Source organism: Streptomyces sp. NPDC038135 (assembly GCF_055601245.1).
The window spans coordinates 129,724-153,193 of the sequence record NZ_JBVJXS010000006.1; the positions used below are offsets into that span (position 1 = coordinate 129,724).

The 23,470-nt window shown below is 72.7% G+C and carries 26 protein-coding genes; 6 read left to right on the top strand and 20 right to left on the bottom strand.

Going from position 1 to position 23,470, the window contains the following annotated elements:
• Positions 1 to 18 precede the first annotated feature (18 nt).
• The 3 genes from ACZ7JA_RS18170 to ACZ7JA_RS18180 form a co-directional block, all read right to left on the bottom strand.
• Complete coding sequence (locus tag ACZ7JA_RS18170; protein WP_470809136.1) at positions 19 to 738, bottom strand: lysophospholipid acyltransferase family protein; 720 nt, start codon at positions 736 to 738, stop codon at positions 19 to 21.
• 246 nt (positions 739 to 984) lie between these two features.
• Positions 985 to 2,088 carry a sensor histidine kinase gene (locus tag ACZ7JA_RS18175; RefSeq protein WP_351668613.1) on the bottom strand — a complete coding sequence of 368 codons (1,104 nt, stop codon included), beginning with the start codon at positions 2,086 to 2,088 and terminating at the stop codon, positions 985 to 987.
• A complete protein-coding gene (locus ACZ7JA_RS18180) occupies positions 2,085 to 2,738 on the bottom strand; it encodes a response regulator transcription factor (RefSeq protein WP_351668611.1) in 654 nt (217 codons plus the stop codon). Before ACZ7JA_RS18180 ends, ACZ7JA_RS18175 begins: the two co-directional genes overlap by 4 nt.
• Positions 2,739 to 2,986: 248 nt before the next feature.
• On the opposite strand from ACZ7JA_RS18180, the gene ACZ7JA_RS18185 reads away from it, so the two are divergent.
• The 3 genes from ACZ7JA_RS18185 to ACZ7JA_RS18195 all read left to right on the top strand — a co-directional run bounded on the left by ACZ7JA_RS18185 (position 2,987) and on the right by ACZ7JA_RS18195 (position 4,886).
• On the top strand, positions 2,987 to 3,703 hold the full coding sequence (locus tag ACZ7JA_RS18185) for a histidine phosphatase family protein (protein WP_393435242.1): 717 nt from the start codon (positions 2,987 to 2,989) through the stop codon (positions 3,701 to 3,703).
• Between the two features lie 84 nt (positions 3,704 to 3,787).
• Positions 3,788 to 4,183 (top strand): DUF6153 family protein, encoded by a 396-nt coding sequence (locus tag ACZ7JA_RS18190; protein ID WP_470809139.1) that lies wholly within the window; start codon positions 3,788 to 3,790, stop codon positions 4,181 to 4,183.
• Between the two features lie 79 nt (positions 4,184 to 4,262).
• A complete protein-coding gene (locus tag ACZ7JA_RS18195) occupies positions 4,263 to 4,886 on the top strand; it encodes a DUF305 domain-containing protein (protein ID WP_470809141.1) in 624 nt (207 codons plus the stop codon).
• Positions 4,887 to 4,927: 41 nt separating this feature from the next.
• Here the strand turns inward: ACZ7JA_RS18195 and rocD are convergent, their stop codons facing one another.
• From rocD to ACZ7JA_RS18235, 8 genes are all read right to left on the bottom strand, one after another.
• Positions 4,928 to 6,145 (bottom strand): ornithine--oxo-acid transaminase, encoded by a 1,218-nt coding sequence (gene rocD / locus ACZ7JA_RS18200; RefSeq protein WP_351668603.1) that lies wholly within the window; start codon positions 6,143 to 6,145, stop codon positions 4,928 to 4,930.
• The gene (gene ddaH, locus ACZ7JA_RS18205) at positions 6,145 to 6,954 is read right to left on the bottom strand and encodes a dimethylargininase (RefSeq protein WP_351668601.1); all 810 of its coding nucleotides are present in this window, start codon (positions 6,952 to 6,954) and stop codon (positions 6,145 to 6,147) included. Before ddaH ends, rocD begins: the two co-directional genes overlap by 1 nt.
• Before the next feature lie 175 nt (positions 6,955 to 7,129).
• Complete coding sequence (locus ACZ7JA_RS18210; protein WP_351668599.1) at positions 7,130 to 7,615, bottom strand: Lrp/AsnC family transcriptional regulator; 486 nt, start codon at positions 7,613 to 7,615, stop codon at positions 7,130 to 7,132.
• Between the two features lie 35 nt (positions 7,616 to 7,650).
• The gene (locus ACZ7JA_RS18215) at positions 7,651 to 7,818 is read right to left on the bottom strand and encodes a hypothetical protein (RefSeq protein ID WP_351668597.1); all 168 of its coding nucleotides are present in this window, start codon (positions 7,816 to 7,818) and stop codon (positions 7,651 to 7,653) included.
• A 71-nt stretch (positions 7,819 to 7,889) separates the two neighbouring features.
• Positions 7,890 to 8,840 carry a cytochrome c oxidase assembly protein gene (locus ACZ7JA_RS18220; protein ID WP_389296791.1) on the bottom strand — a complete coding sequence of 317 codons (951 nt, stop codon included), beginning with the start codon at positions 8,838 to 8,840 and terminating at the stop codon, positions 7,890 to 7,892.
• Positions 8,841 to 8,945: 105 nt separating this feature from the next.
• Positions 8,946 to 9,971: a 6-phosphofructokinase gene (locus tag ACZ7JA_RS18225; RefSeq protein ID WP_351668593.1), complete on the bottom strand. Its 1,026-nt coding sequence runs from the start codon at positions 9,969 to 9,971 to the stop codon at positions 8,946 to 8,948.
• A 201-nt stretch (positions 9,972 to 10,172) separates the two neighbouring features.
• Positions 10,173 to 10,901 carry a type 1 glutamine amidotransferase gene (locus ACZ7JA_RS18230; protein ID WP_351668591.1) on the bottom strand — a complete coding sequence of 243 codons (729 nt, stop codon included), beginning with the start codon at positions 10,899 to 10,901 and terminating at the stop codon, positions 10,173 to 10,175.
• Positions 10,902 to 10,922: 21 nt separating this feature from the next.
• Positions 10,923 to 12,161 carry a MurT ligase domain-containing protein gene (locus ACZ7JA_RS18235; protein ID WP_351668589.1) on the bottom strand — a complete coding sequence of 413 codons (1,239 nt, stop codon included), beginning with the start codon at positions 12,159 to 12,161 and terminating at the stop codon, positions 10,923 to 10,925.
• A 150-nt stretch (positions 12,162 to 12,311) separates the two neighbouring features.
• Here ACZ7JA_RS18235 and def point away from each other — a divergent pair, with 150 nt between their 5' ends.
• A complete protein-coding gene (gene def / locus ACZ7JA_RS18240) occupies positions 12,312 to 12,872 on the top strand; it encodes a peptide deformylase (protein WP_470809146.1) in 561 nt (186 codons plus the stop codon).
• 9 nt (positions 12,873 to 12,881) lie between these two features.
• Here the strand turns inward: def and ACZ7JA_RS18245 are convergent, their stop codons facing one another.
• Entirely contained in the window at positions 12,882 to 13,526 is a 645-nt protein-coding gene (locus ACZ7JA_RS18245) for a TetR/AcrR family transcriptional regulator (protein WP_351660213.1), read from the bottom strand.
• A 183-nt stretch (positions 13,527 to 13,709) separates the two neighbouring features.
• On the opposite strand from ACZ7JA_RS18245, the gene ACZ7JA_RS18250 reads away from it, so the two are divergent.
• A complete protein-coding gene (locus ACZ7JA_RS18250; protein WP_351660216.1) occupies positions 13,710 to 14,936 on the top strand; it encodes an acyl-CoA dehydrogenase family protein in 1,227 nt (408 codons plus the stop codon).
• 61 nt (positions 14,937 to 14,997) lie between these two features.
• On the opposite strand, the gene ACZ7JA_RS18255 is transcribed toward ACZ7JA_RS18250, so the two are convergent.
• The 8 genes from ACZ7JA_RS18255 to ACZ7JA_RS18290 all read right to left on the bottom strand — a co-directional run bounded on the left by ACZ7JA_RS18255 (position 14,998) and on the right by ACZ7JA_RS18290 (position 22,745).
• Positions 14,998 to 15,495 (bottom strand): cupin domain-containing protein, encoded by a 498-nt coding sequence (locus tag ACZ7JA_RS18255; protein ID WP_470809577.1) that lies wholly within the window; start codon positions 15,493 to 15,495, stop codon positions 14,998 to 15,000.
• A gap of 118 nt (positions 15,496 to 15,613) precedes the next feature.
• Positions 15,614 to 16,828, bottom strand: a complete 1,215-nt coding sequence (locus ACZ7JA_RS18260) for a cytochrome P450 (protein ID WP_389296797.1) — start codon at positions 16,826 to 16,828, stop codon at positions 15,614 to 15,616.
• On the bottom strand, positions 16,825 to 17,889 hold the full coding sequence (locus tag ACZ7JA_RS18265; RefSeq protein WP_351660222.1) for a type III polyketide synthase: 1,065 nt from the start codon (positions 17,887 to 17,889) through the stop codon (positions 16,825 to 16,827). The genes ACZ7JA_RS18260 and ACZ7JA_RS18265 overlap by 4 nt, the downstream gene beginning before the upstream one ends.
• A 156-nt stretch (positions 17,890 to 18,045) precedes the next feature.
• The gene (locus ACZ7JA_RS18270) at positions 18,046 to 18,276 is read right to left on the bottom strand and encodes a DUF6213 family protein (RefSeq protein WP_199209628.1); all 231 of its coding nucleotides are present in this window, start codon (positions 18,274 to 18,276) and stop codon (positions 18,046 to 18,048) included.
• A 25-nt stretch (positions 18,277 to 18,301) separates the two neighbouring features.
• Entirely contained in the window at positions 18,302 to 19,687 is a 1,386-nt protein-coding gene (locus tag ACZ7JA_RS18275; RefSeq protein WP_470809150.1) for an NADP-dependent succinic semialdehyde dehydrogenase, read from the bottom strand.
• Between the two features lie 75 nt (positions 19,688 to 19,762).
• The gene (locus tag ACZ7JA_RS18280; RefSeq protein ID WP_351660229.1) at positions 19,763 to 20,236 is read right to left on the bottom strand and encodes an NUDIX hydrolase; all 474 of its coding nucleotides are present in this window, start codon (positions 20,234 to 20,236) and stop codon (positions 19,763 to 19,765) included.
• On the bottom strand, positions 20,233 to 21,771 hold the full coding sequence (locus ACZ7JA_RS18285) for an ATP-dependent DNA ligase (RefSeq protein ID WP_470809152.1): 1,539 nt from the start codon (positions 21,769 to 21,771) through the stop codon (positions 20,233 to 20,235). The genes ACZ7JA_RS18280 and ACZ7JA_RS18285 overlap by 4 nt, the downstream gene beginning before the upstream one ends.
• A gap of 29 nt (positions 21,772 to 21,800) precedes the next feature.
• Positions 21,801 to 22,745, bottom strand: a complete 945-nt coding sequence (locus tag ACZ7JA_RS18290) for an NAD(P)/FAD-dependent oxidoreductase (protein ID WP_450749642.1) — start codon at positions 22,743 to 22,745, stop codon at positions 21,801 to 21,803.
• 78 nt (positions 22,746 to 22,823) lie between these two features.
• On the opposite strand from ACZ7JA_RS18290, the gene ACZ7JA_RS18295 reads away from it, so the two are divergent.
• A complete protein-coding gene (locus ACZ7JA_RS18295; RefSeq protein ID WP_389296803.1) occupies positions 22,824 to 23,441 on the top strand; it encodes a helix-turn-helix domain-containing protein in 618 nt (205 codons plus the stop codon).
• Positions 23,442 to 23,470: the final 29 nt, after the last annotated feature.

Genomic DNA, 23,470 nt, shown 5'->3' on the forward strand with positions numbered 1-23,470 from the left:
TTCTGCCGAGGGCAGAGATCAACCGAGCTGCGTCCGGGGGGACTTGCGGTCCTTCTTCGCCTCCGCCTGCTCAGCCTTGACGTCGGCCGCGTACCGGTCGACGTACTCCTGGCCGGAGAGCGAGAGGATCGCGTACATGATCTCGTCGGTGATCGCCCGCAGCACGGCCTTCTCCTTCTCCATGCCGGCGTAGCGCGAGAAGTCCAGCGGCTCGCCGAAGCGGATCGTGACGGGGCGGAGGTGCGGTACGACCCTGCCCGGCGGCTGCGCCTCGAAGGTGCCGATCATCGCGCAGGGCACGACGGGCACCCCGGCCCGCAGCGCCATGACCGCGACCCCGACCTTGCCCTTGTACAGGCGGCCGTCGTGCGACCGGGTCCCCTCCGGGTAGATGCCGAGCAGCTCGCCCTTGCCGAGCACCCCGAGCCCCTCGCGGATCGCGGCCTGCCCCGCTTCCTTGCCCGAGCGGTCCACCGGGATCTGCCCGGCGCTGCGGAAGAAGAACGCCGTGAGGCGGCCCTTGACCCCCGGCCCGGTGAAGTACTCGGCCTTGGCGAGGAAGGTGATGCGCCGCTTCAGGATCGCCGGCATCAGGAAGTGGTCCGAGAAGGACAGATGGTTCCCCGCGACGATCGCCGGACCATCCGCCGGCACGTGCTCGAGCCCCTCGATCCGGGGCCGGAAGGCCAGCCTGAGCAGAGGGCCCAGAAGGACGTACTTGAGCAGGTAGTAGAACAACGGGTCGCTCCTCACTCCTGGCGGACTGGCTCAACCACCGCGTTCTTCCACGTCATTCGCCCTGTCGTGGGCTGTCAGTCTAGGTGCAGGCGCGGCCGTCCGGCACCGGTCCGGACCGTGTCGGGTCCGCCCCTCACCGGCTGCCCCGAACGGGTGCCGACCGAACTCCGGCGGCCGCCCGCGGCGCCCCGTCGCACATCGCGACCGGTGACCGATCCGGCGCCGGCCGGACTCCCCCCTGGCCGTTCAGGGCGCGCCCGTCGCCGGCAGTCGCAGGCGCAGCTCATAGCCGCCCTCCGTGGTCGGTCCGGAGGTGATGGTGCCGCCGAGGAGCGAGGCGCGCTGGCCCAGGCTGACCAGGCCGTAGTGCGAGCTGGGCAGCGGGAGGCCGGGGCGCGTCGGCGCGGAGTTCGTGACCGTGACGAGCACGGTGCCGTCCTGGTGGCCGAGGCAGACGCTGGCCGCGGCGCCCGGGGCGTGCTTGCGGATGTTGGTCAGCGCCTCCTGGACGGTGCGGTAGACGGCGCGCTGCACGGTCGGCGGAAGGTCCTCCGGCAGGTCCATGCGCAGCTTGGTCTCGATGCCGCTGCCGGCGACGAGCTGCTGGAGGTCGGCCAGGGACGGCTGCGGGGTCAGCTCGGTCGGGCGCCCGCCGGAGGCCCGCAGGACGTTGACCATGTGCCGCAGCTCGTCCAGTGTCTGCACGCTCAGCCGCCGGATCGTGGCCGCCGCCTCCTTGGCCTCCGGGTCCCGGCTGCCCACCTGCAGGGCGCCCGCCCGTACCGCGATCAGGCTGACCTGGTGGGAGACCACGTCGTGCATCTCGCGGGCGAGCTGCGCGCGTTCCTTGGACAGCGCGGCCTGCGCGGTCAGCAGCTGCTCGTGGTCGCGCGCCTCGGAGATCTCGGCGAGCCGCAGCGACAGATCGCGCCGGGTCTGGACGAGCTGGCCGAGGAACACGGGGGCGGCGGCCATCGCCGCGGTGTAGGTCAGGGTGATCAGGGTCGAGGTGCCCAGCAGGTCTATCGCCGGCGACGGCCATCGGGTGACGTCACTGAGCGTGAACGTCAGAGCGCACAGCGCCAGCATGACCCGGCGGCGGGTGAGGGAGGCCAGGGTGTACAGCGCGGCCAGCGCGGCGAAGACGGCGTCCGAGAGCAGCACCGAGGGCAGGGTGAGCAGGAACGTCAGCAGCGGCAGGCGCCGTCGCATCAGCAGCGCGAGGGCGGCGGTCAGGGCGAAGGCCATGCGCAGCGGCTCGTCGCCGTCGAAGTGCACCCAGACGTCGAACAGCGAGCAGACGACGACGGCGGCGTCCAGCAGCGGCGCGGGCGGGCGGCGTGGTGTCATCCGTCCCCCTTCGTGAGGAGCCCGGCCCGTTGGGCGAGCAGGGCGGCCTGGACGCGGCCGCCCACCTCCAGCTTGGTCAGGATGGCGCTCACGTGGTCCTTGACCGTCCCGGTGCTCAGATGCATCCGGGTGGCGATGTCGCCGTTGGACAGCCCCTCCGCGACCAGGAGCAGCACATGGCGCTCACGCTCGGTCAGCCGGTCGAGGGTGCGGGCGGCCGCCTCCTGGGAACCGGCGCCCAGGAATCCGTCCACGACCGTCCGGGTCACCTTGGACGACAGCACGGTCCCGCCCTCGGCGAGGGCCCGCACCAGGAACGGCAGCTCCTCGGGATCGGTGTCCTTGAGCAGGAAGCCCGCCGCGCCCGAGCGCAGGGCCGTCTCCACGTACTCGTCCATGTCGAACGTGGTGAGCATGGCCACGACCGGCGGGCGCGGCAGCCGGCGCAGCTCCGCGAGGAGGGTCAGCCCGTCCACGTCCGGCATCCGGATGTCCAGCAGCACGACGTCCGGCTCCGTCTCCCGCACCGCGGTGAGCGCCTGGCCGCCGGGCACCGCCGCCGCGACCTCGATGTCGTCCGCCGCGTCGAGGATGTGCTGGAAGCCCGTGCGGATGAGGGCCTCGTCGTCGACCACCAAAACCCGGATCACGTGTGCTCCACTCGCTGCCGGTCTCCAGTCTGATCCGTACCGCGCCGAGCGGCGCGCCGTGCCCGCCCGCGGGCGGGTTCAGCCGGGCGGCGGGGCCGGCCCAGCCGGTCGGCGGGGCGGTTCCGGACATCCGCCGGATGGTCGCGGCAGGTGGCGGCCACGGACCCTGGTACGCATGAGCGAGGAGCTCATCCGTGCCCGGACCCGCTGGTCGGGAGCCGTGCCGGTGCACCAAGGAGGTCAGTCGCATGACGATCCGCCTCACGTTCCTGAGCACGAGCGGCGGGGAACCCACCCCCGGCGCCCGCTTCGGTGACGCCCCGCCGACCGAACGCGAACTGGGCGAGGCGCGCGCGGCCCGAGCGGACCTCCCTCCCCACACCCGGGCCGTGCGCGCGCCGTCCCTGCGCTGCCGGCTGACCGCCGAGGCCCTGGGCCTGGCGGCGGCGGACGAGCCCGCGCTGCGCGACCTCGACGTCGGCGCGTGGCAGGGCCGTACCGTCGAGGAGGTCGCCGCCACGGACCCGCACGCCTTCACCGCGTGGCTGACCGACCCGGACGCCGCACCGCACGGAGGCGAGTCGGTACGCCGGTTCTGCCGGCGCACCGCCAACTGGCTCGACGCCGTCGCCGACGAGCCCGGCCACGTGCTGGCCGTCACCGGACCGGCCGTCGTCCGGGCCGCGCTCGTGCACGCCCTGTCCGTGCCGGCGAGGGCGTTCTGGCGCCTCGACGTGCCGCCCCTGTCCCCGGTATCCCTCACCTGGCAGCGCGGTCACTGGGACGTCAGTGTCGGCTCCGCCGCCTTCGAGGCGACCCGGCGGTTCACCGTGATCCACCGGAACCCCCGCCTGCACGCGGGCCGGGAGGCCGCCCACGCCTTCGTCCCGTCCGCCGGGACCTGCGACGACCCCCTGCGATACCCCCGGGTGGACGGAGCCGACTACGCCACCACGCGCCCGTAGCGGCGCCTCCTGCCCGGCCACCGTCGCGGCCGTCGCGCGAGTCCTGTCGCCGCTCGCGCCGCCCGCCCCCGTACGATGTCCGCGATGCCCAGCAGACAGCAGCGCGCCCCCCGACCGCCTCGACGGCCCCGTCGTGCGCTGCTCGTGCTGGCGGTACTGGCCGGTCTGCTCGGCATGCACGCCCTGGCGCCCGGCGGCGGCACCGGGCACCCGGCGCGGGCCCACACCGGGTACCGCGCGGTCGCCGTCATGGCTCAGGACGCCTGTCCGGACGGCCACTGCGGCGGCGACCACCTGCACCACGCCGACGCGTCCTGCGCTTCCGGCGCCGTCAAGGACGGCCCCGGATCACCGGTTCCGGCCCCCGGCCCGGTGACCGCCCAGGCCGCGTCCGAAGCGTGCCCCTCCCTCGCCGGCACCGCGCCGGACGGCGCCCGCGCCCCGCCCACCCTGGCCGAACTGCAGCTCCTGCGGATCTAGAGGCACCGACGACCGCCCGCACGGCGGCCGTCCACCCACGCGTGCCCGAAGACACCCTCACGACAGCAGGAGTTCCAGCATGACCATCCGTACCCTGACGCGCCGCGCCGCCCTCCTGGCGGTCACCGCGACCGCCTCGCTGGCCCTCGCCGCCTGCGGCGGCGGCGACGGCGCGGCCCGCGCGGGACACGGCGGCCAGGCGTCGCCGTCCGCGTCCGCCACGGCCGGAGCGCACAACGCCCAGGACGTCTCCTTCGCCCAGGGCATGATCCCGCACCACCAGCAGGCCCTGGAGATGGCGAAGCTCGCCGACGGCCGGGCCTCCTCGGCCCGGGTGAAGGACCTCGCCGCCCGGATCGAGAAGGCGCAGGACCCGGAGATCCGCACCATGACCGGCTGGCTGACCGCCTGGGGCGAGCAGGTGCCCATGGCGGGCATGGACCACTCGGGCCACTCCGGCATGACCGGCATGGCCGGGATGATGAGCGACGACGACATGGCGGCCCTGAAGAAGGCCACCGGCGCGGACTTCGACAGCAGGTTCCTGTCCCTGATGGTGGAGCACCACCGGGGCGCCGTCGAGATGGCCGGCACCGAGAGGACCAAGGGCGCCTACGGCCCCGCCAGGACCATGGCCGGTGACATCGTCCGGGCGCAGAACGCCGAGATCCGGGAGATGGAGCGGCTCCTCGGCGGGAGCTGACGACGAGCGGGGGGCCGGCACCGCTCCGGCCCCCCGTCCGCTCAGCCCAGCACCTTCTCCAGGGAGCCCAGCGCCGAGCGCAGCTCCTCGGCCGTGACGGTCAGCGGGGGCGCCAGCCGGATCGTGGAGCCGTGGGTGTCCTTGACCAGGACACCCTCCCGCATGAGCCGCTCGCTGATCTCACGGCCGGTGCCGATCGCCGGGTCGACGTCGACGCCCGCCCACAGCCCGCGCGCCCGGAACCCGGTCACGCCCCTGCCGACCAGCTCGGTCAGGCCGTCGCGCAGGACCAGGCCCAGCTCGGCCGCCCGGCGCTGGTACTCGCCCGTCTCCAGCAGCCCGACGACCGCCGAGCCGACCGCCGCGGCCAGCGGGTTGCCGCCGAACGTGGACCCGTGCTCGCCCGGGTGCAGCACGCCCAGCACCTCGCGCCGGGCCACCACCGCCGACACCGGCACGATGCCGCCGCCCAGCGCCTTGCCCAGCAGCAGCACGTCGGGGACGACGTCCTCGTGCTCGACGGCGAGGGTGCGGCCGGTGCGGCCGAGGCCCGACTGGATCTCGTCCGCCACGAACAGGCAGCCCTTGCGGCGGGTCAGCTCACGGACACCGGCGAGATAGCCGTCGTCGGGGATGACGACCCCGGCCTCGCCCTGGATCGGCTCGATCAGCACCGCGGCCGTCGTCTCGTCGACGGCCGCCTCCAGCGCGGCCAGGTCGTTGTACGGCACGACCTTGAAGCCGGGCGTGAACGGGCCGAAACCCGCCCGGGCCGACTCGTCCGTGGAGAAGCTGACGATCGTCGTGGTGCGGCCGTGGAAGTTCTCGGCCGCGACCACGATCGTCGCCCGGTCGGCGGGGACGCCCTTCACGTCGTACGCCCACTTGCGGGCCACCTTGATGCCGCTCTCCACCGCCTCGGCGCCGGTGTTCATGGGCAGCACCATGTCGAGCCCGGTCAGCGCGGCGAGCCGCTCCGCGAACTCGGCGAGCCGGTCGTTGTGGAAGGCGCGCGAGGTGAGGGTCAGCCGGTCGAGCTGCCGGTGCGCGGCCTCGATCAGCTCCGGGTGCCGGTGCCCGAAGTTGAGGGCCGAGTAGCCGGCCAGCATGTCGAGGTAGCGGCGGCCCTCCACGTCCTCCACCCAGGCGCCCTCGGCCCGGGCCACGACCACGGGCAGCGGGTGGTAGTTGTGCGCGAGGACCGGCTCCTCCGCCCGGATCAGGTCCTCGGACGTACGGGTGCGCGCGGGTGCGGTCATCAGCGGATCTCCTGGGTGCAGCACTTGATGCCGCCGCCGGCCTTGTGGAACTCGGAAAGGTCGACGGGGACGGGGACGTAGCCGTGGCCGTCCAGGCGCTCGGCCAGCGCCTCGGCCTGGGGGGCGATGAAGACGTGCTTTCCGTCGGACACGGAGTTCAGGCCGAACGCCATGGCGTCGTCGCGGGTGGCGAGCACGGCGTCCGGGTACAGGCGCCGCAGCACCTCCCGGCTGCCCGGGGAGAACGCCTCCGGGTAGTAGACGATGTTGTCGTCGTCCAGGACGAACAGCGCCGTGTCCAGGTGGTAGAAGTACGGGTCCACCAGCGTCAGGCCGATCACCGGGTGGCCGAGGAACTCCTGGGCCTCGCGGTGCGCCTCGCGGGTGGTGCGGAAGCCGGTGCCGGCCAGCACGTAGCGGCCCGTCCACACCAGGTCGCCCTCACCTTCGGTGACCGACTCGGGGCGGTGGACGTCGAACCCGGCCGACTTGAACCAGGTGTCGTAGTGGACCGACTCGGGGCGCCGCTCCGGCGCGTGGAACAGGGACCCGAAGACCCGGCCGCCGACCACGATCGCGGCGTTGGCGGAGAAGACCATGTCGGGCAGGCCGGGGACCGGGTCGACCGCGTCCACGGTGTGGCCGTGGGCGCGGTAGGCGCCGATCAGGGCCTGCCACTGCTCCCGGGCCAGGTCCACGTCGACCGGCCGGTCGGGATGCATCCACGGATTGATCGCGTACTGCACGGCGAAGTGTCTGGGTTCGCAGACGAGAAAGCGCCGATGGCGCGGCACACGGCTGTCGGGCACAGAGGGTTCCCTCCGCTTTCCTGTGTGTCACTGAAGGATGACACCACGGTAGAAAGCGGGGCGGACGGACGACAAGAAACGAAGGCTGCGCGCCTGCGCAGCTTCGCTGCGTCCGCCTCGGCGCGGACGCATCATCGCTGCGCGGAAACGGGTTTGGAAGTGCGCCGGGCGGCGCTCACTGTGGCGCCGGCTGGGTCGCGCCCGCCTCCGGGCTCTCGGGGAGGAGGTGGGAGAGCACCATCACGCTGATCGTCTTCCGGATGAAGGGCTCGGCGCGGATGCGCTCCAGCACCTCCTCGAAGTGCTCCACGTCCCGCGCCCGCACGTGCAGCAGCGCGTCCGCCCCGCCGGTCACCGTCATGGCGGCCGCGATCTCCGGATGGTTGCGGACGACCTCCGCCAGGCGCCTGGGCGGGGCCGCGCCCTCGCAGTACACCTCGACGTACGCCTCCGTGCGCCAGCCCAGCGCGGAGGGCCGCACGGTCGCCGTGAACCCGGTGATCACCCCGGTCTCGCGCAGCCGGTCCACGCGCCGCTTGACCGCCGTGGACGACAGCCCGACCGCCGCGCCGATCTCGGCGAAGCTGGTCCTGGCGTTCGCCATCAGCGCGGTGATGATCTTCCGGTCGAGGTCGTCGAACGACGCGGTCCTGCTGTTCATGCGGGCACTGTAATCAGCCGTGCCCGCGGCCGGGCCTACGACTGGGTGACGACCATCGCGAGTGTCAGCAGCCCGAGGACCACCCAGCCGAACCACAGCCAGCCGTTGCTGCCGAGCGCGACGGTGTAGGCCGTCACGACGACGAGCGCGCCGGCCGTCATCGCCCCCATCGCCTTGGTGGAACCGTTCGTGGAACCGGGCATCGCGACACCCTCCTCATGGTCCGTCCAGAACCATGGTGCCCCGGTTTCCGCCCGGAAGGCATACCGCGTACTCAGCCCTCGCGCGCGCTGAGGGAGGCCAGATAGGCGTTGTACGCCTCCAGCTCCTTGTCACCGTCCCGGTCCGCGGCCCGGTCCTTGCGCCTGGCCTGCCGCTGCTCCGAGCCGTACCACTGGAACAGCAGCGCGATCAGCACCAGCACGGACGGGATCTCGCTGAACGCCCAGGCGATGCCGCCGGCCGCGTTCTGGTCGGAGAGCGCGTCGACGCCGAGCGAGGCGGGCGGGTTCCGGAAGGTCTCCACCATGGGCGTGGACCCCATCATCAGCGCGATGCCGAAGAAGGCGTGGAACGGCATGCCCGCGAACAGCTCCAGCATCCGCATCAGGTAGCCCGGCCGGTGCGGCCCGGGGTCCACGCCGATGATCGGCCAGAAGAACACGACGCCCACGGCGAGGAAGTGCACCATCATCGCGACGTGCCCGGTACGGGAGCCCATGAGGAAGTCGAACAGCGGGGTGAAGTACAGCGCGTACAGGCTCGCGATGAACAGCGGGATGGTGAACACCGGGTGCGTGATCACGCGCATGTAGCGGCTGTGCAGCAGCGCCAGCAGCAGTTCACGCGGACCCTTGCGGCCCCGGCCGGCGGTCGGCAGCGCGCGCAGCGCCAGGGTCACCGGGGCGCCCAGCAGGACCAGGATCGGCGACAGCATGCTGATCACCATGTGCTGCACCATGTGCACGCTGAACATGACCATGCCGTAGTCGTTCAGCCGGGTGCACATCATCAGGGCGATGGTGAGGACGCCGACGGTGTACGACACGGTGCGGGAAGCCGGCCAGGCGTCCCCGCGCCGCCGCAGCCGCACGACGCCCCACCCGTACAGCGCCAGTCCCGCGACGCAGGCGACGAGGAAGAAGGGGTCGGCCGACCAGTGCAGCCCCCGCGCCAGCGTGAACGGCGGCAGGTCCATCGTCATGCCGTGGCCGCTGTGATCCATCCGCCGGCTCCTGATTCGTGGGGGTTGTACGCGTCTGTCCGCCCACAAGAGTAGAACCGCCCCCGGTCGGCGCCGTGACCGGGGGCGGGTGGCTCGCGAAGCGGGCTACAGCACGCACTCCGCCTCGTCGTACCGCTCGCCGGGCACCGTCTTCAGGGTCTCCACGGCCTCCGCCAGCGACACCATCACGATGTCGGTGCCGCGCAGCGCCGTCATCCGCCCGAACTCGCCCCGGTGCACGGCCTCCACCGCGTGCCATCCGAAGCGCGTGGCCAGCACCCGGTCGTACGCCGTCGGCGTGCCGCCCCGCTGCACGTGCCCGAGGATGACCGGCCGCGCCTCCTTGCCGAGCCGGTGCTCCAGCTCGACCGAGAGCTGCCGCGCGATGCCCGCGAAGCGCTCGTGGCCGTAGACGTCCTTGCCGCCCTCGTCGAACTCCATGGAGCCGGGCCGCGGCTTGGCCCCCTCGGCGGCGACGACGATGGCGAACCGCTTGCCCGCCTCGAACCGCGCGCCCACCTTCCGCGTCAGCTCGTCGATGTCGAAGGGCCGTTCCGGCACGACGATGGCGTGGGCGCCGGCCGCCATGCCCGAGTGCAGCGCGATCCAGCCGGTGTGGCGGCCCATGACCTCCACGATCAGCACCCGCTGGTGGGACTCGGCGGTGGTCTTCAGCCGGTCCAGCGCCTCGGTCGCGACCCCGACCGCCGTGTCGAAGCCGAAGGTGACGTCCGTGACGGCGATGTCGTTGTCGATGGTCTTCGGCACGCCCACGATGGGCAGCCCGTTGTCCGACAGCAGCCGGGCCGCCTTCAGGGTGCCCTCACCGCCGATCGGGATGATCGCGTCCAGGCCCAGTTCCGCGACATGGCCCCGGGCCCGCTCCACGCCGTCGCGCAGATGCTCGGGGCGGACCCTGGAGGAACCGAGGATGGTGCCGCCGCGCGCCAGGATGCCGCCCACGGCGTCGAGGTCGAGCTTCGTGTAGTCGCATTCCAGGAGGCCCTTCCAGCCGTCCCGGAAACCGATGACCTCGTCACCGTGGTCGGCCACGGCACGGTGCACGACGGACCGGATGACGGCGTTCAGGCCGGGGCAGTCGCCGCCGGACGTGAGGACACCAATGCGCATAGCCCGAAATACCTTCTCAACGTGGGCCGGGATACCGGACCACGTCGTCCGGCGGGTTCCCGGCCACCCTACCGGCGTGAGGGGGTGGCTCCGTAGCGGGCGTCCGCCTGCTGGACGCGCCCGCACATGTGAGCGGACGAGCCGTCAGGCGGGCCCGTAACAAGCCTGCCGGAGAACGCTGAGAGGCCTCTGACGCGAGCCTTACGCGGGCGCCTGCGCGGCCGCGATGCGCTCGCCCCGCAGCGCCTCGTACCAGCGGTCGTCGACCGGCGGCAGCGCGTTGACGTCGAGCGCCAGCTTCAGCAGCAGGTCGGCGATCTGCGGGTTGCGGGCGAGGACCGGGCCGTGCATGTAGGTGCCGAAGACGGTCCCGTTGTACGCGCCCTCGGTGCCGTCTCCGGTGCCGTTGCCCCTGCCGATCCGGGTGCGGGCGAACGGGCGCGCACTGGCGCCGAGGTGGGTGACGCCCTGGTGGTTCTCGAAGCCCGTCAGCTGCGGCAGGCCGAGCTGCGGGTCGATGTCCGCGAGGACGTCGCCGACGCACCGCTCGCCCTCGCCGCGCACCGACGTCACGTCGAGCAGGCCGAGGCCCGGCTCCCGCTGGCCGAGGTCGTTGATGAACTCGTGGCCGAGGATCTGGTAGCCGGCGCACACCGAGAACACGATCGCGCCGTTCTCCACGGCCCGGTGCAGGTGCCCGTCGCGCCGCAGCCGCTCGGCCGCGAGCCGCTGCGGCCGGTCCTCGCCGCCGCCGATCAGGTAGATGTCACCGGACGTCGGGATCGGCTGGTCGCTGCGCACGTCCAGCCGGGCCACGTCCAGGCCGCGCTGGCGCGCCCGCCGCTCCACGACCAGCGCGTTGCCCTGGTCGCCGTAGGTGCTCAGCAGGTCGGGGTAGATCCACACCAGCCGCAGTTGGTTGTCGCTCATGAGGTGATCGCCCTTCGAAGATCAGTTGCCGACGCGGCGGCGCAGGTCCTGGAACGCGGTGTAGTTCGCGATGACCTCGATGCGTCCCGGCGGGGCCGCCTGGACGGCCTGGTCGAGGTTGTCGCACACCTGGAACTGCTGGTTCGCGACTTCGAGGCGGACGGCGAGGTCCAGCTTGCGGTCGCCGATCACGAAGATCGGGTGGCCGGTCAGCCGCGTGTAGTCGACGTCCCACAGCCAGGAGGTGTCGGTGCCGTCGGCTCCGCGCGCGTTCACGGAGAGGATCACCGGGGTGGGCGGCGGGTCGATCAGGGAGAACGTCTCCAGCCAGCCGGCCGGGTTCTTGGCCAGCAGCAGCCTGAGGTCGCGGTTCATGAACTGGACGACGTCGTACCGGCCGGCCACGGCCTGCACCTGGTACATCCGCTCCAGGGCGACCTGCGGGGGCACCCCGAAGACGGCGGCGACGGCCGCGGAGCTGGCCGCGTTCGCCTTGTTGGCGCGGCCCGGAAGCTGCAGGTGGATCGGCCAGGCGGAGCCGTGCGGGTCGAGGACGTGGTCCCCGGACAGCGCCCAGCTCGGCGTGGGCCGGCGGAAGCCGCACTCGCCGCAGAACCAGTCCTCGCCCGGACGCTGCATCACGCCGCCGCAGGACGGGCAGGACCAGGCGTCGTCCTTCCACATCTGCCCGGCCGCGACCCAGATCACATTGGGGGAGGAGGAGGCGGCCCACACCACCAGCGGGTCGTCGCAGTTGGCGACGACGACGGCCTTGGAGCCGGCCAGGCCCTCGCGCCAGTTCTCGGCGAGCATCCGGGTCTCGGCGGCGCGGTCGAGCTGGTCCCGGGAGAGGTTCAGCAGGGCGATGCACTTGGGGCCGGTGTCCCGGGCCACTCCGGCCAGGTACTTCTCGTCGACCTCGATGACGCCGAACTTCGCGTCCGAGCCGCCGGCCAGCGCCGAGGTGATGCCGGCGGGCATGTTGGCGCCGAGCGCGTTCGACACCACCGGCCCGGCGGCGCGCAGCGCCTCGGCGATCAGCCGGGTGGTCGTGGTCTTGCCGTTGGTGGCGGAGACCAGGATGACGTCCAGGTTCTGGGCCAGCCGTCCGAGGAGGTCGGGGTCGAGTTTCAGCGCGACCCGGCCACCGATCACCGACCCGCTGCCGCGTCCAGCGGCGCGCGATGCCGCAGCGACCGCCTTGCCCGCGGTCACGGCCAGCTTGGCCCGCGGCGAGAGCGGGTCCGAGTTGCCTGCCATCAGTTCTCGATCCTCCTTGCGTACGCGCCGCGCCTGGGGCCATCCGGCAGCGTGGTGTGGACCTCAGCCTATCGAGATCCATTCGCACACCCGAATCGCGGCCCACGCCTCGCGGCGGGCATGGGTCGAACGAACCGTACCCTTGCCGCCATGCGACACCGCCCGATCCCGGGCGCCCACGGGCGCGTCCGGCCCCTTTCCCTGCTCGGGGACCCCGTTCTGCACGGGCCCTGCGCGGACGTCACCGACTTCGGCCCCGAACTCGCCCGACTCGTGGAGGACTTGTTCGCGACCATGTACGCGGCCCAGGGGGTGGGCCTGGCCGCGAACCAGATCGGGGTCCCTTTGCGGGTGTTCGTATACGACTGTCCCGACGACGAGGACGTCCGCCACCTCGGCCACGTGGTGAACTCGCGCCTGGTGGAGACGGACGGCGTGACGATCCGGGGCCCGGAGGGCTGTCTGTCCCTGCCGGGCCTGGAGGCGGGGACGGAGCGGTACGACCACGCGGTGGTCGAGGGCTTCACGGCGGCCGGGGAACCGGTCACCGTCCACGGCACGGGATTCTTCGCCAGGTGCCTCCAGCACGAGTGCGACCACCTGGCGGGCACGGTCTACGCCGACCGCGTGACGGGGCTGCGCCGCCGGCGGCTGCGGCGGCGGATCGAACGGGCCGCCTGGCACCGGCCGGGCGGCCGCGCCGGGGACTGAGCCCCGGCGTCAGAACCCCGGGCCGCCGACCCGGTCACCGGCCGCGGCGAGCCTGCCCCACAGCAGGTCGGCGAGCGAGCGGACCAACTCGGCCCGGGAGCACGGCCGCTCGCCGAGCCACCAGTCGCCGGCCGCGTGCATCATCCCGACGATCCCGTGTCCCCAGACCCGGGCGAGCTGCTGGCTGCCCGGCCCGAGGTCCACCCGGTCCTCGATGACCTGGGCCAGCTCCTCGCCCATCCGGCGAAGGAGCGGGGCGCTGTGCTTGCCGACGTCGAACCCCTGGTCGCCGGCGGTGCTGCCCTCCGCCGGATGCATGAGGAACCGGTAGACCTGCGGCCGTGCCTCGATCGCCGCGAGATAGGTGTCCAGGGTGGACTCCACCCGCTCGCGCCGCTCGGCGGGCGCGTCCAGCGCGGCGCGCAGGGAGTCCAGCAGGGCGTCCGTGTGCCGCTTGGCCAGGGCCGCGTACAGGCCGCCCTTGTCGCCGAAGTGGCGGTAGAGGATCGGCTTCGTGATGCCGGCCTCGGCGGCGATCGCGTTCATCGACGCCTGCGGGCCGTCGCGCAGCACCACCCGGTCGGCGGCCTCCAGCAGCTCACGCCGTCGGCGGTCGGCGGACCGCTGCTGATCGGTCCGCTGTGTGGTGTCCATGTGGTCTCCCCACCCGTGCTGATTCGGTGACGCCTGCGCAAACTAACACTGCCCGCGCCCGCGGCATCGAACGGGATGCCGAGGCGTCATCAGGAGTTGACTTTTCCTACTGGTCGGTAACACACTCGCGTTACCGCTAGTAACATCACTGGTAAGACCGCACGTACCGCCGCTGGAGGGGACATGGCCGAGTTCACCATGGAGCTCAACGACGAACAGAAGGAGGTCCGGGAGTGGCTGCACGGCTTCGCGGCCGACGTCATCCGCCCCGCGGCCGCCGAATGGGACGAGCGTGAGGAGACTCCCTGGCCGGTCATCCAGGAGGCCGCGAAGGTCGGCATCTACTCCCTCGACTTCTACGCGCAGCAGTACTTCGACCCCACCGGTCTCGGTATCCCGATGGCCATGGAGGAGCTGTTCTGGGGCGACGCGGGCATCGCCCTCTCCATTGTGGGCACCGGTCTGGCCGCCGTGGGCGTCCTCGCCAACGGGACCGAGGAGCAGATCGGCACCTGGATCCCGCAGATGTACGGCGACCAGAACGACGTGAAGGTCGCCGCCTTCTGCTCCTCCGAGCCGGACGCCGGCTCCGACGTGGCCTCCATGCGCACGCGCGCGGTCTACGACGAGGCCAAGGACGAGTGGGTGATCAACGGCACGAAGACCTGGGCGACCAACGGCGGCATCGCCAACGTCCACGTCGTCGTCGCCGTCGTCGACCCGGAGCTGGGCTCCAAGGGGCACGCCTCCTTCATCGTCCCGGCCGGCACGCCGGGACTCGCCCAGGGCCAGAAGTTCAAGAAGCACGGCATCCGCGCCTCGCACACCGCCGAGGTCATCCTCGACAACGTCCGGGTCCCCGGCTCCTGCCTGCTCGGCGGCAAGGAGAAGCTGGACGAGCGGCTCGCCCGGGCCCGGGAGCGGGCCAAGGCGGGCGGCGAGCGGGTGAAGAACGCGGCCATGGCCACCTTCGAGGCCTCGCGTCCCGCCGTGGGCGCGATGGCGGTCGGCACCGCCCGGGCCGCCTACGAGGTCGCCCTCGACTACGCGAAGACCCGTGAGCAGTTCGGCCGGCCCATCATCGACAATCAGGGCGTGGCCTTCCAGCTCGCGGACATGCGCACGCAGATCGACGCCGCGCGGCTGCTGGTGTGGCGGGCGTCCTGGATGGCGGTCAACGGCAAGCCGTTCACGGCCGCCGAGGGCTCCATGTCCAAGCTCTTCGCCAGCGAGACGGCGAAGAAGGTGACCGCGCAGGCCATCCAGATCCTCGGCGGCAACGGCTACACCCGCGAGTACCCGGTGGAGCGGATGCACCGCGACAGCGCGATCTACACCATCTTCGAGGGCACGAGCGAGATCCAGCGCCTGGTCATCGCCCGCACCCTCGCCGGGATGCCGATCCGCTAGCGCCGAGGGGCGCGGGCGCCGGAACGGCCCCGCGCCCCCGGTGGCCGCCGGCGGGCGGAGATCATCTGTGCCGCAGCGGTGTGAGCTGCTCGATGTCGTAGCGCCGCCGCAGCCGCTCGATCGCCTCGCGGTCCGGCGGCCCGCCGTCGCGCAGGATCTCCAGCAGCTCCTCGAAGTAGCGCTCGTGGTCCGGCGGCGGGGACGCCTGGAAGAACATCCTCGCGGGCGTGTCCGTCGGATTGGCGAACGCGTGGGGGCAGCCGGGCGGTACGACGATGACCGTGCCCGGCGTCGCCCGGACCACCCGGCTCCCGGAACTCGACTCCCAACGCTGCCAGTTGTCGGGAGTCCGGATGCGTGGCTCGAAGGCGAGCACGTCCAGCTCGCCCTCGAGGACGTAGAACAGCTCCTCGCTGCGCGTGTGCACATGGGCGCCGACGTCGAACCCCGGCGGGACCTCCACCTCGAAGGTGGAGGCCGTCCGGGAGTGGGTGCCGGTGACCTTGAACGTCACCCGCTGGGCCGGTGTGTCCACGACCCGGCCCTCGCCCGGCGGCACCAGCAGCCCTTCGGCCGGTGCCGCCTCCTGGACCGGCGGATCCGCCTGGGCGGGCGCGACTCCCCGTGCCGCGGGCCCTTCGGGTACCGCCAGTCCCTCCGTGGTGGTCATCGCCGGCTCACCACGTCACCGGCAGGGCCGCGGGCCCGCGGATCAGCGCGCCCTTGCGGAAGGGCACCTGGGCCGGCGCCACGGCCAGCCGGAGGCCCGGCACCCGGTCCAGCAGGGCGTCCACCAGCAGCTCCGACTCCAGCCTGGCCAGCATGCCGCCGGGGCAGTAGTGCGGGCCGAAGCCGAACGCCACATGCGGATTCGGGCTGCGCGAGACGTCGATGGTCTCCGGGTCGGGGAAGACCTCCGGGTCGCGGTTGGCGGCCAGGTAGGAGACGTAGACCGCGTCGCCGGCCCGGATGCGGACGCCGTGGAGGTCCACGTCCTCCAGGGCGATCCGGGACAGCCCGACGGCGTTGCGGTGCGGGATGTACCGCAGCAGCTCGTCGATGGCCTTCGGCCTGATCTCCGGCTCGGAGCGCAGCCGCGCGGCCAGTTCGGGACGGGTCAGCAGCAGGTAGAACATCTGCCCGCTGTTGTTGGTGACCGCCTCGCCGCCGATCTGCAGCAGGACCGCGAGGCCGACGGCCTCCTCCAGGGTGACCTCCTGGCGGCCCACGGCGGCGCCGAGCAGCGAGGCCACGTCCTCGCCCGCGCTGTTCTCGCGCAGGGCGACGAGATCGGAGAAGTAGGCGCTCATCTCGCGTTTGGCCTTCTCGCTGAGCTCCTTGCCGTGTGCGGAGGACAGGATGAGCTGGGTCCAGGTGTGCATGCCGTGCCGGTCGGCGGCCGGCACGCCCATCAGCTCGCAGATCACCGCGATGGGGAAGGGGCTGAGCACCGCGCTGGTCAGGTCGGCGGGCGGCCCGTCCTGGAGCAGCTCGTCCACCAGCTCGTCGAGCATCGCGCGCGCCTTGTCGCGGATCCGCTCCACGCCCTTCGCGGTGAACGCGGCGGCCACCGAGCGACGCAGCCGGGTGTGGTCGGGCGGGTCGAGGAAGCCGACCGCGCCCCGGTCCGGGATGAAGTGCGGGGCGAGCCTCGTGACCTGCTTGTCCATCACGGCCTCGCGGCCGAAGCGCGGGTCGTTGGTCACCATGCGCACGTCGTCGTACCGGGTGACCAGCCAGGCCCAGCCCTCGCCGTTGGGGAGCTGGATGCGGGTGACCGGGCCCTCGCTCATCAGGTCGGCCAGCACCGGGTCGAAGTCCGTCCCGGTCAGGTCGGCCGCCGGCCAGTGCCGGACCGGGGGCAGGGTCTCGGTGAGGGTCTCTTCGGTCATCGTGTCTTCTCGCCGTCCTGGACCCAGCGGCCCACGGTCATCTCGGCGGTGATGCCGGGTCCGAAGCCGGCCAGCAGTCCGCGCGCCCGGTGCTCGGCACCGCCCTCGTCGAAGAGCCGGCGCAGCGCGTCCAGCACGACGGCGCTGGCGATGTTGCCGTACTCGGTGAGCGTCGACCGGCTGAACCGGAACGCGTGCGGTTCGACCTGCAGGAACTTGCTGAGGTCGTCGAGTATTCGGGGGCCGCCGGCGTGGATGATGTAGAAGTCCAGGTCGGAGGCGTCCCAGCCGTGGTTGCCCGCGAGGTCCTGGAGCGCCGGGGCGAGCGGCTCCATGGTGGTCGGCACCCGCTTGTCCAGCAGGAAGTGGAAGCCGGTCGCCCGGACGTCGTACGCGATCCAGTCCTCGGTCTTCGGGATCAGGTACGAGCCGTTGCGCTCCAGTTGGACGCCCGTGCCGCCGCGCCCGCGCACCACGGCGGCCGCGATGCCGTCGCCGAACAGGCCGTTGGAGAGCAGCGAGCCGACGCCGAGGTCGGTGGGCTGGTAGCACAGCGAGCAGAACTCGCAGGCGACGATGAGGGCGTTGGCCTCGGGGTAGGCCGAACAGAAGTCGTGCGCCCGGTTGATGGCCGCGCCGCCGGCCGCGCAGCCGAGCTGGGCGATGGGGAGCTGCCGGGTGGTGCTCGAGAAGTCCATCTCGTTGATCAGCCACGCGGTGAGCGAGGGCATCATGAAGCCCGTGCACGACACGTAGATGATGACATCGATGTCGGTCGTCAGAAGCTCGGCGTCGTCGAGCGCCCGCTGGATCACCGCGGGGACGCGGGCCTTGGCCTCCGCCTCGTAGAGCTTGTTGCGGTCCTCGAAGCCCGGGTGCTTCAGGGTTTCCTCGATGGGCTGCACGATGTGCCGGGTGCGGACGCCCGTGTTCTCGATCAGGCGGAGGGCCAGCGGGAGCTGGGGGTGGTCCGCGTGGTGCAGGCGCGCCAGCTCCAGCGTCTCCTCCATCGTGATCACATGCTCTGGTACGGACACCGAGGGTCTGCACAAAGTCGCCATGAGCCGTCCCTGCTTTCGCCGTCCGGCAGGCCTTCGCCCGCCGTCAGAAGGTGGTCCACCCAGGTTCACCCGACGGGGCGACGATCTCGCGTCGGACTACTCCGAACCGGTGACAAGCGGTCAGGGACGAACACGCTGCGGAACCGCCTGGAAGGGCTACGGCGCCCCGCTGCTGTGGGCGATGCACGCCACGTCGATACGGTCCGCGAGCTTCGCCAGTTCGATGGTCAACGCGGCCACCGTGTCCTCGTCCAGACGCTCCCCGGCCTCGACGAGATGCAGCCACCGCCCGCCCACGGTCCGCAACAACTTGCTCACGTCGGCCGCTGCCACCTGCAAGGTACCGCGGTCGTCGACGATCAGAGGCAGGGTCACTTCGCGGTTCACAATCGGGATGGTAGCCGCGCGGTCCTCACGCACCCTGCCAAACCGTGGTGATGTTGCAGAACTCCCGGATTCCGTGCCCGGACAGCTCACGCCCGTAGCCGGAGCGCTTCACGCCACCGAAGGGGAACGCCGGATGGGAGGCCGTCATCCCGTTCACGTACACGGCGCCCGCCTCCAGGTCCCGGGCGAACCGCTCCACCTCGCGCTCGTCCCTGGTCCACACGTTCGAACTCAGTCCGAACGGGGAGTCGTTGGCGATGAGCACCGCCTCGTCCAGGTCGCCGGCCCGGTACAGCGTGGCGACCGGCCCGAAGGCCTCCTCGCGGTGGATGCGCATCTCCCGGGTGATACCCGCCAGCACGGTCGGCGGGTAGTACCAGCCGGGCCCGTCCGGACGCTCGCCGCCGCAGAGCACCTCGGCCCCGGACCGCCTCGCGTCGTCGACCAGTTCCTCGATGTCCTTGCGCCCCTGCTCGCTGGCAAGCGGTCCGACCTCGGTCTCCTCTTCCAGCGGGTCGCCCGTGCGCAGCGCCTGCATGCCCGCGACGAACCTCTCCGCGAAGGCGTCGTACACGTCGGCGTGCACGATGAACCGCTTGGCCGCGATGCAGGACTGCCCGTTGTTCTGGACGCGGGCGGTCACGGCGACGGAGGCCGCGCGGTCGAGGTCGGCGGAGGGCATGACGACGTACGGGTCGCTGCCGCCCAGCTCCAGCACCGTCTTCTTGATCATCTCGCCGGCGGTGGAGGCGACGGCCCGTCCGGCCGGTTCGCTGCCGGTCAGCGTCGCGGCCCTGACCCGCTCGTCGCGCAGGATGTCGTCCACCGCGGCCGAGCCGATCAGCAGCGTCTGGAAGCAGCCCTCCGTGAAGCCCGCCCGGTGGAAGAGGTCCTCCAGGTACAGCGCCGTCTGCGGGACGTTCGAGGCGTGCTTGAGCAGGCCCACGTTGCCGGCCATCAGCGCGGGCGCGGCGAAGCGGATCACCTGCCACAGCGGGAAGTTCCACGGCATCACGGCGAGCACCGGGCCGAGCGGCCGGTAGCGGACCCGGACCCGGGAGGCGCCGGAGTCCCGCACGTCCTGCTCGGGCGGCTCCTCGTCGGCGAGCAGTCCCTCCGCGCGCTCGGCGTACCAGCGCATCGCCTTGGCGCACTTGGCGGCCTCCGCGCGGGCCTGCTTGACCGGCTTTCCCATCTCGGTGGTCATCACCCGGCCGATCTCCTCCTGGTCCTCCTCCAGCAGGTCGGCGGCCCTGTTCATCATCCGTGCGCGTTCGGCGAACGTGGCCGTCCGGTACGTGCGGAACGTGGCCTCGGCGAGCTGGAGCCGGCGCTCCAGCTCCTCCTCGCCCATGGCCTCGTACGTCTTGAGCGTCTCGCCGTTCGCCGGGTTCACCGTCGCGATGGGCATGGCTGACCTCCCTGGGAGCGGGCTTGCTTCGACCTTCGCGCGCGACACCGCCCGTCGCAACGCGTACGCCGCTGTTCAGACCGAGTGCTCCGCCAGCCGGTCGAGAAACGCCGTCTGGGCCGAGACGATCACCTCGCGGGCCCGGTCGAGACCGAACCAGGCGACCCGGTCCAGCTCGGGGAACTCCTGGGCGCGGCCGGACCTCGGCGGCCACTCCATGGTGAAGGTGCCCGGCGCGACGGTCTCCGGGTCCAGATCCGCTTCCACCGCCCACGCCGTGACGACCTTGCCGCCGCGCTGCACGACCTCGCCCAGCGGCACGGCGTCCCCCTCGGGCGGCGCCAGCCCCAGCTCCTCACGGAACTCCCGCCGGGCCGCCTCCCAGGCCGGCTCGCCCGCGTCGTACTCGCCCTTGACCACGGTCCACGCGCCGGCGTCCTTCTTCGCGAAGAACGGGCCGCCCATGTGGCCGAGCAGCACCTGGAGCCCGTCGTCGGCGCGCCGGAACAGCAGCAGTCCGGCGCTGCGCCTCGCCGCCCGGGCCGTCACGGCCTGACCTCCGGGTGGGCCGCCAGCAGGGCCTCGACGGTGTCGGCCTCCTCGGGCCGCTTGTCCTCGCGGTAGCGGATCACCCGGGCGAAGCGCAGGGTGACGCCGGCCGGGTAGCGGGAGGAGCGCTGCAGACCGTCGTAGGCGATCTCCACGACGAGTTCGGGACGCACCCTGACCCCCCAGCCGGCGTCCTCGACGGCCAGTTCCCGCAGCCTCTCCGTCTGCCAGGCGAGCATCGCGTCGGTCATGCCCTTGAAGGTCTTGCCGAGCATCGCGAAGCCGCCGTCCGCCGTGCGGGCGCCGAGGTGGAGGTTGGAGAGCCTGCCGGTGCGGCGGCCGTGCCCCCACTCGGCGGCGAGCACGACCAGGTCCAGGGTGTGCACCGGCTTGACCTTCAGCCAGGAGGCGCCGCGCCGGCCCGCGCTGTAGGCGGCGTCCAGCGCCTTGACCACCACGCCCTCGTGGCCGCGCGCGAGCGTGTCCGCGAGGAACCGTTCCGCGGCGCCGGCCTCCTCCGGCCCGGACACCACCGTCCGGCGCACCCGCATGGGCTCCGGCACCAGCCGGGCCAGCTCCGCGTGCCGCTCGGCGAACGGCAGGTCCAGCAGGTCGCGGCCGTCGACCGACAGGGCGTCGAAGAACACGGGGGAGACGGGGGTCTCGCCGGCCGCCCGCGCCACGTCCGTGCGCGAGCCGACCCGGCCGGCCGTCTCCTGGAAGGAGCGGGGCCGGCCGTCCGCGCCGAAGGAGATCACCTCGCCGTCCAGGATGAACCGCTCGCCCGCGAGGCCGAGCGCGGCGGCGGTCACCTCGGGGAGCCGGTCGGTGATGTCGTCCAGCGTGCGGGTGTGGATCCGGACGCTGTCGCCGTCCCGGTGGACCTGGACGCGGATGCCGTCCAGCTTCTCCTCCACCGCGCACGCGCCCAGCTTCTCCACCGCCTCGGCGACCGAGGAGGCGCTGTGCGCGAGCATCGGATGCACCGGGCGGCCCACGGTCAGCCGGAACCGCTCCAGCGCCCCGGGCCCCTCGGCCAGCAGCGTCTGCGCCACCGTCTGCAGAGATCCGGCGAGCATCACCGCCCGCCGGACGTCCGCCGGGTCCGCGCCGGTCGCCCGGGCGAGCCCCTCCACCGCCACCGCGTCAAGGGCGCCCTGCCGGACCTCGCCGGTGAGCAGCCCGCGCAGGAAGCGCTGCTCGGCCTCGGTGGCCGCGCCCATCAGCTCGCCGACGAGCCGGACCCGCTCCGCCTGGGAGCCGGGCCCGGACACCTTGCCCAGCTCGCCGAGCCGGGCGTCGACCTCGCGCACCGTGAGGGACGGCGCGCCGGCCGGCGGGACCGGACGGCTCAGCACCTTCCAGCCGACGCCCAGCCGGCCCTGCGGGATCCGCCCGGCCAGGTAGGGGATGACGATCGGCACGTCGTCCGCCTCCGCCTCCCGGAACAGCTCCGCGAGCAGGGCGGTCTTGCGGGATCTGGCCGCCGTCGCGGCGACCTCCCCGGACACCTCGGCCAGCCGGGTCAGCAGCATGCAGTCATGGTGCACCGCGGGGGCGGGGTCTACACCTGCGCGGCCGCGTCGAGGTCGGCGAGGAGCAGTTCCCCGTTGATCGCCGCCCCGGCCCGGTAGCCGCGGCCGGCCGCGTTCACGACCTGCTCGGCGAAGCCGCTCGCGTTGCCCGCCGCCCACAGCCCGGGCACGCTCGTGAGGCCCCGCTCGTCGATCACCGGGTAGCTGCCGAACGGCGTCTCCCGCAGCTCGGCGCCCAGCCGCACGAACAGCTCGTTCCGCGGGACGGCGCGCGGGGCGACGTAGAGCACCTCGCGCTCGTGGACCGCGCCTTCCGCGGAGCCGTCCCCGGTGAGCCGGACGCCGGTGAGCCGGTCGTCCTCGGTCAGCACCTCGGCCACCTCACCGGGCACGACCTCGACCCCGGCGGCGGCCAGCCGGCGCCGGTCGACGTCCGTCAGCTCCGCCTCCGGCACCTGGTGCAGGAAGAGCCGCACGTCCTTGGACCACTGGGTGACCATCAGCGCCTGGTGCACGCTGAGCGCGGTGGTGGCGAGCACGCCGGTCGCCAGGCCGCGGACCTCCCAGCCGTGGCAGTACGGGCAGTGGACCACGTCCCGGCCGAACCGCTCGGCGAGGCCCGGGACCGGCGGGAGCTCGTCCTTCAGCCCGGTCGCGATCACCAGGTGCCGGGCCCGGACGCTGCCGCCGCCCGCCGGCGTCAGGGTGAAGTCACCGTCCCGCGTCGCGTCCACCACCCGGTCCCGGACCAGCTCCACGCCGTACCGGGCGATCTCCTCGCGTCCGGTCGCCAGGAACTCCGCGGGGGACATCCCGTCCCGGGACAGATAGCCCTGCATGTGCGCGGACGGCGCGTTGCGCGGCTCGCCGGCGTCGACGACCAGCGTGCGCCGCCCGGCCCGGCCCAGCACCAGCGCCGCGGACAGCCCGGCGGCTCCGCCGCCGACCACGACGGCCTCGTAGCTCTCGGTCATGTGACCCACCTCCGCCGCCGACGGTCGCGCGGCCGGTGCCGTATTGACAAATCTCTTTGCCGATCCTGCAATGAGGACATGAACGGCGAACACGGCGGGACCGCCGGCGGCGAAGCGGGCGCCGAGGACACCGACGGCGTGCTGGCGGGCGTCGGGCCGAGGCTGCGGCGGATCCGCAAGGACCGGGAGGTGACCCTGGCGGCGCTGTCCGAGGCCACCGGCATCTCCGTCAGCACCCTGTCCCGGCTGGAGTCCGGCCTGCGCCGGCCCAGCCTGGAACTGCTGCTGCCCATCGCGCGGGCTCACCAGGTGGCGCTGGACGAGCTGGTCGGCGCCCCGCCGGTCGGCGACCCCGTGGTGCGGGCGAAGCCCGTCGAGCGGCACGGCCGGGTCTTCTGGCCGCTGACCCGCCAGCCCGGGGGACTGCAGGCCTTCAAGATCCTGGAGCCGCAGCGTCGGCAGGAGCCGGACCAGCGCACCCACGAGGGTTACGAGTGGCTGTACGTGCTGTCGGGGCGGCTGCGGCTGGTGCTCGGCGAGCACGACGTGGTGCTCTCGGCGGGCGAGGCGGCGGAGTTCGACACCCGGGTGCCGCACTGGTTCGGCTCGACGGGGGAGGGGCCGGTGGAGTTCCTCAGCCTGTTCGGGCCCCAGGGGGAGCGGATGCACGTCCGGGCGCGGCCCCGGCGCGAGTGACGCGGACTACTGTTCCCTGATCGGCAAGC

Coding starts and splice junctions, on each gene's coding strand:
- ACZ7JA_RS18245 (WP_351660213.1), bottom strand. CDS start 13,526: ATGGACACCACACAGCGGACCGATCAGCAGCGGTCCGCCGACCGCCGA.
- ACZ7JA_RS18225 (WP_351668593.1), bottom strand. CDS start 9,971: ATGCGCATTGGTGTCCTCACGTCCGGCGGCGACTGCCCCGGCCTGAAC.
- ACZ7JA_RS18220 (WP_389296791.1), bottom strand. CDS start 8,840: ATGGATCACAGCGGCCACGGCATGACGATGGACCTGCCGCCGTTCACG.
- ACZ7JA_RS18230 (WP_351668591.1), bottom strand. CDS start 10,901: ATGAGCGACAACCAACTGCGGCTGGTGTGGATCTACCCCGACCTGCTG.
- ACZ7JA_RS18290 (WP_450749642.1), bottom strand. CDS start 22,745: ATGACCGAGAGCTACGAGGCCGTCGTGGTCGGCGGCGGAGCCGCCGGG.
- ACZ7JA_RS18295 (WP_389296803.1), top strand. CDS start 22,824: ATGAACGGCGAACACGGCGGGACCGCCGGCGGCGAAGCGGGCGCCGAG.
- ACZ7JA_RS18235 (WP_351668589.1), bottom strand. CDS start 12,161: ATGGCAGGCAACTCGGACCCGCTCTCGCCGCGGGCCAAGCTGGCCGTG.
- ACZ7JA_RS18175 (WP_351668613.1), bottom strand. CDS start 2,088: ATGACACCACGCCGCCCGCCCGCGCCGCTGCTGGACGCCGCCGTCGTC.
- ACZ7JA_RS18250 (WP_351660216.1), top strand. CDS start 13,710: ATGGCCGAGTTCACCATGGAGCTCAACGACGAACAGAAGGAGGTCCGG.
- ACZ7JA_RS18210 (WP_351668599.1), bottom strand. CDS start 7,615: ATGAACAGCAGGACCGCGTCGTTCGACGACCTCGACCGGAAGATCATC.
- ACZ7JA_RS18215 (WP_351668597.1), bottom strand. CDS start 7,818: ATGCCCGGTTCCACGAACGGTTCCACCAAGGCGATGGGGGCGATGACG.
- def (WP_470809146.1), top strand. CDS start 12,312: ATGCGACACCGCCCGATCCCGGGCGCCCACGGGCGCGTCCGGCCCCTT.
- ACZ7JA_RS18190 (WP_470809139.1), top strand. CDS start 3,788: ATGCCCAGCAGACAGCAGCGCGCCCCCCGACCGCCTCGACGGCCCCGT.
- ACZ7JA_RS18265 (WP_351660222.1), bottom strand. CDS start 17,889: ATGGCGACTTTGTGCAGACCCTCGGTGTCCGTACCAGAGCATGTGATC.
- ACZ7JA_RS18285 (WP_470809152.1), bottom strand. CDS start 21,771: ATGCTGCTGACCCGGCTGGCCGAGGTGTCCGGGGAGGTCGCCGCGACG.
- ACZ7JA_RS18185 (WP_393435242.1), top strand. CDS start 2,987: ATGACGATCCGCCTCACGTTCCTGAGCACGAGCGGCGGGGAACCCACC.
- ACZ7JA_RS18260 (WP_389296797.1), bottom strand. CDS start 16,828: ATGACCGAAGAGACCCTCACCGAGACCCTGCCCCCGGTCCGGCACTGG.
- ACZ7JA_RS18275 (WP_470809150.1), bottom strand. CDS start 19,687: ATGCCCATCGCGACGGTGAACCCGGCGAACGGCGAGACGCTCAAGACG.
- ACZ7JA_RS18195 (WP_470809141.1), top strand. CDS start 4,263: ATGACCATCCGTACCCTGACGCGCCGCGCCGCCCTCCTGGCGGTCACC.
- rocD (WP_351668603.1), bottom strand. CDS start 6,145: ATGACCGCACCCGCGCGCACCCGTACGTCCGAGGACCTGATCCGGGCG.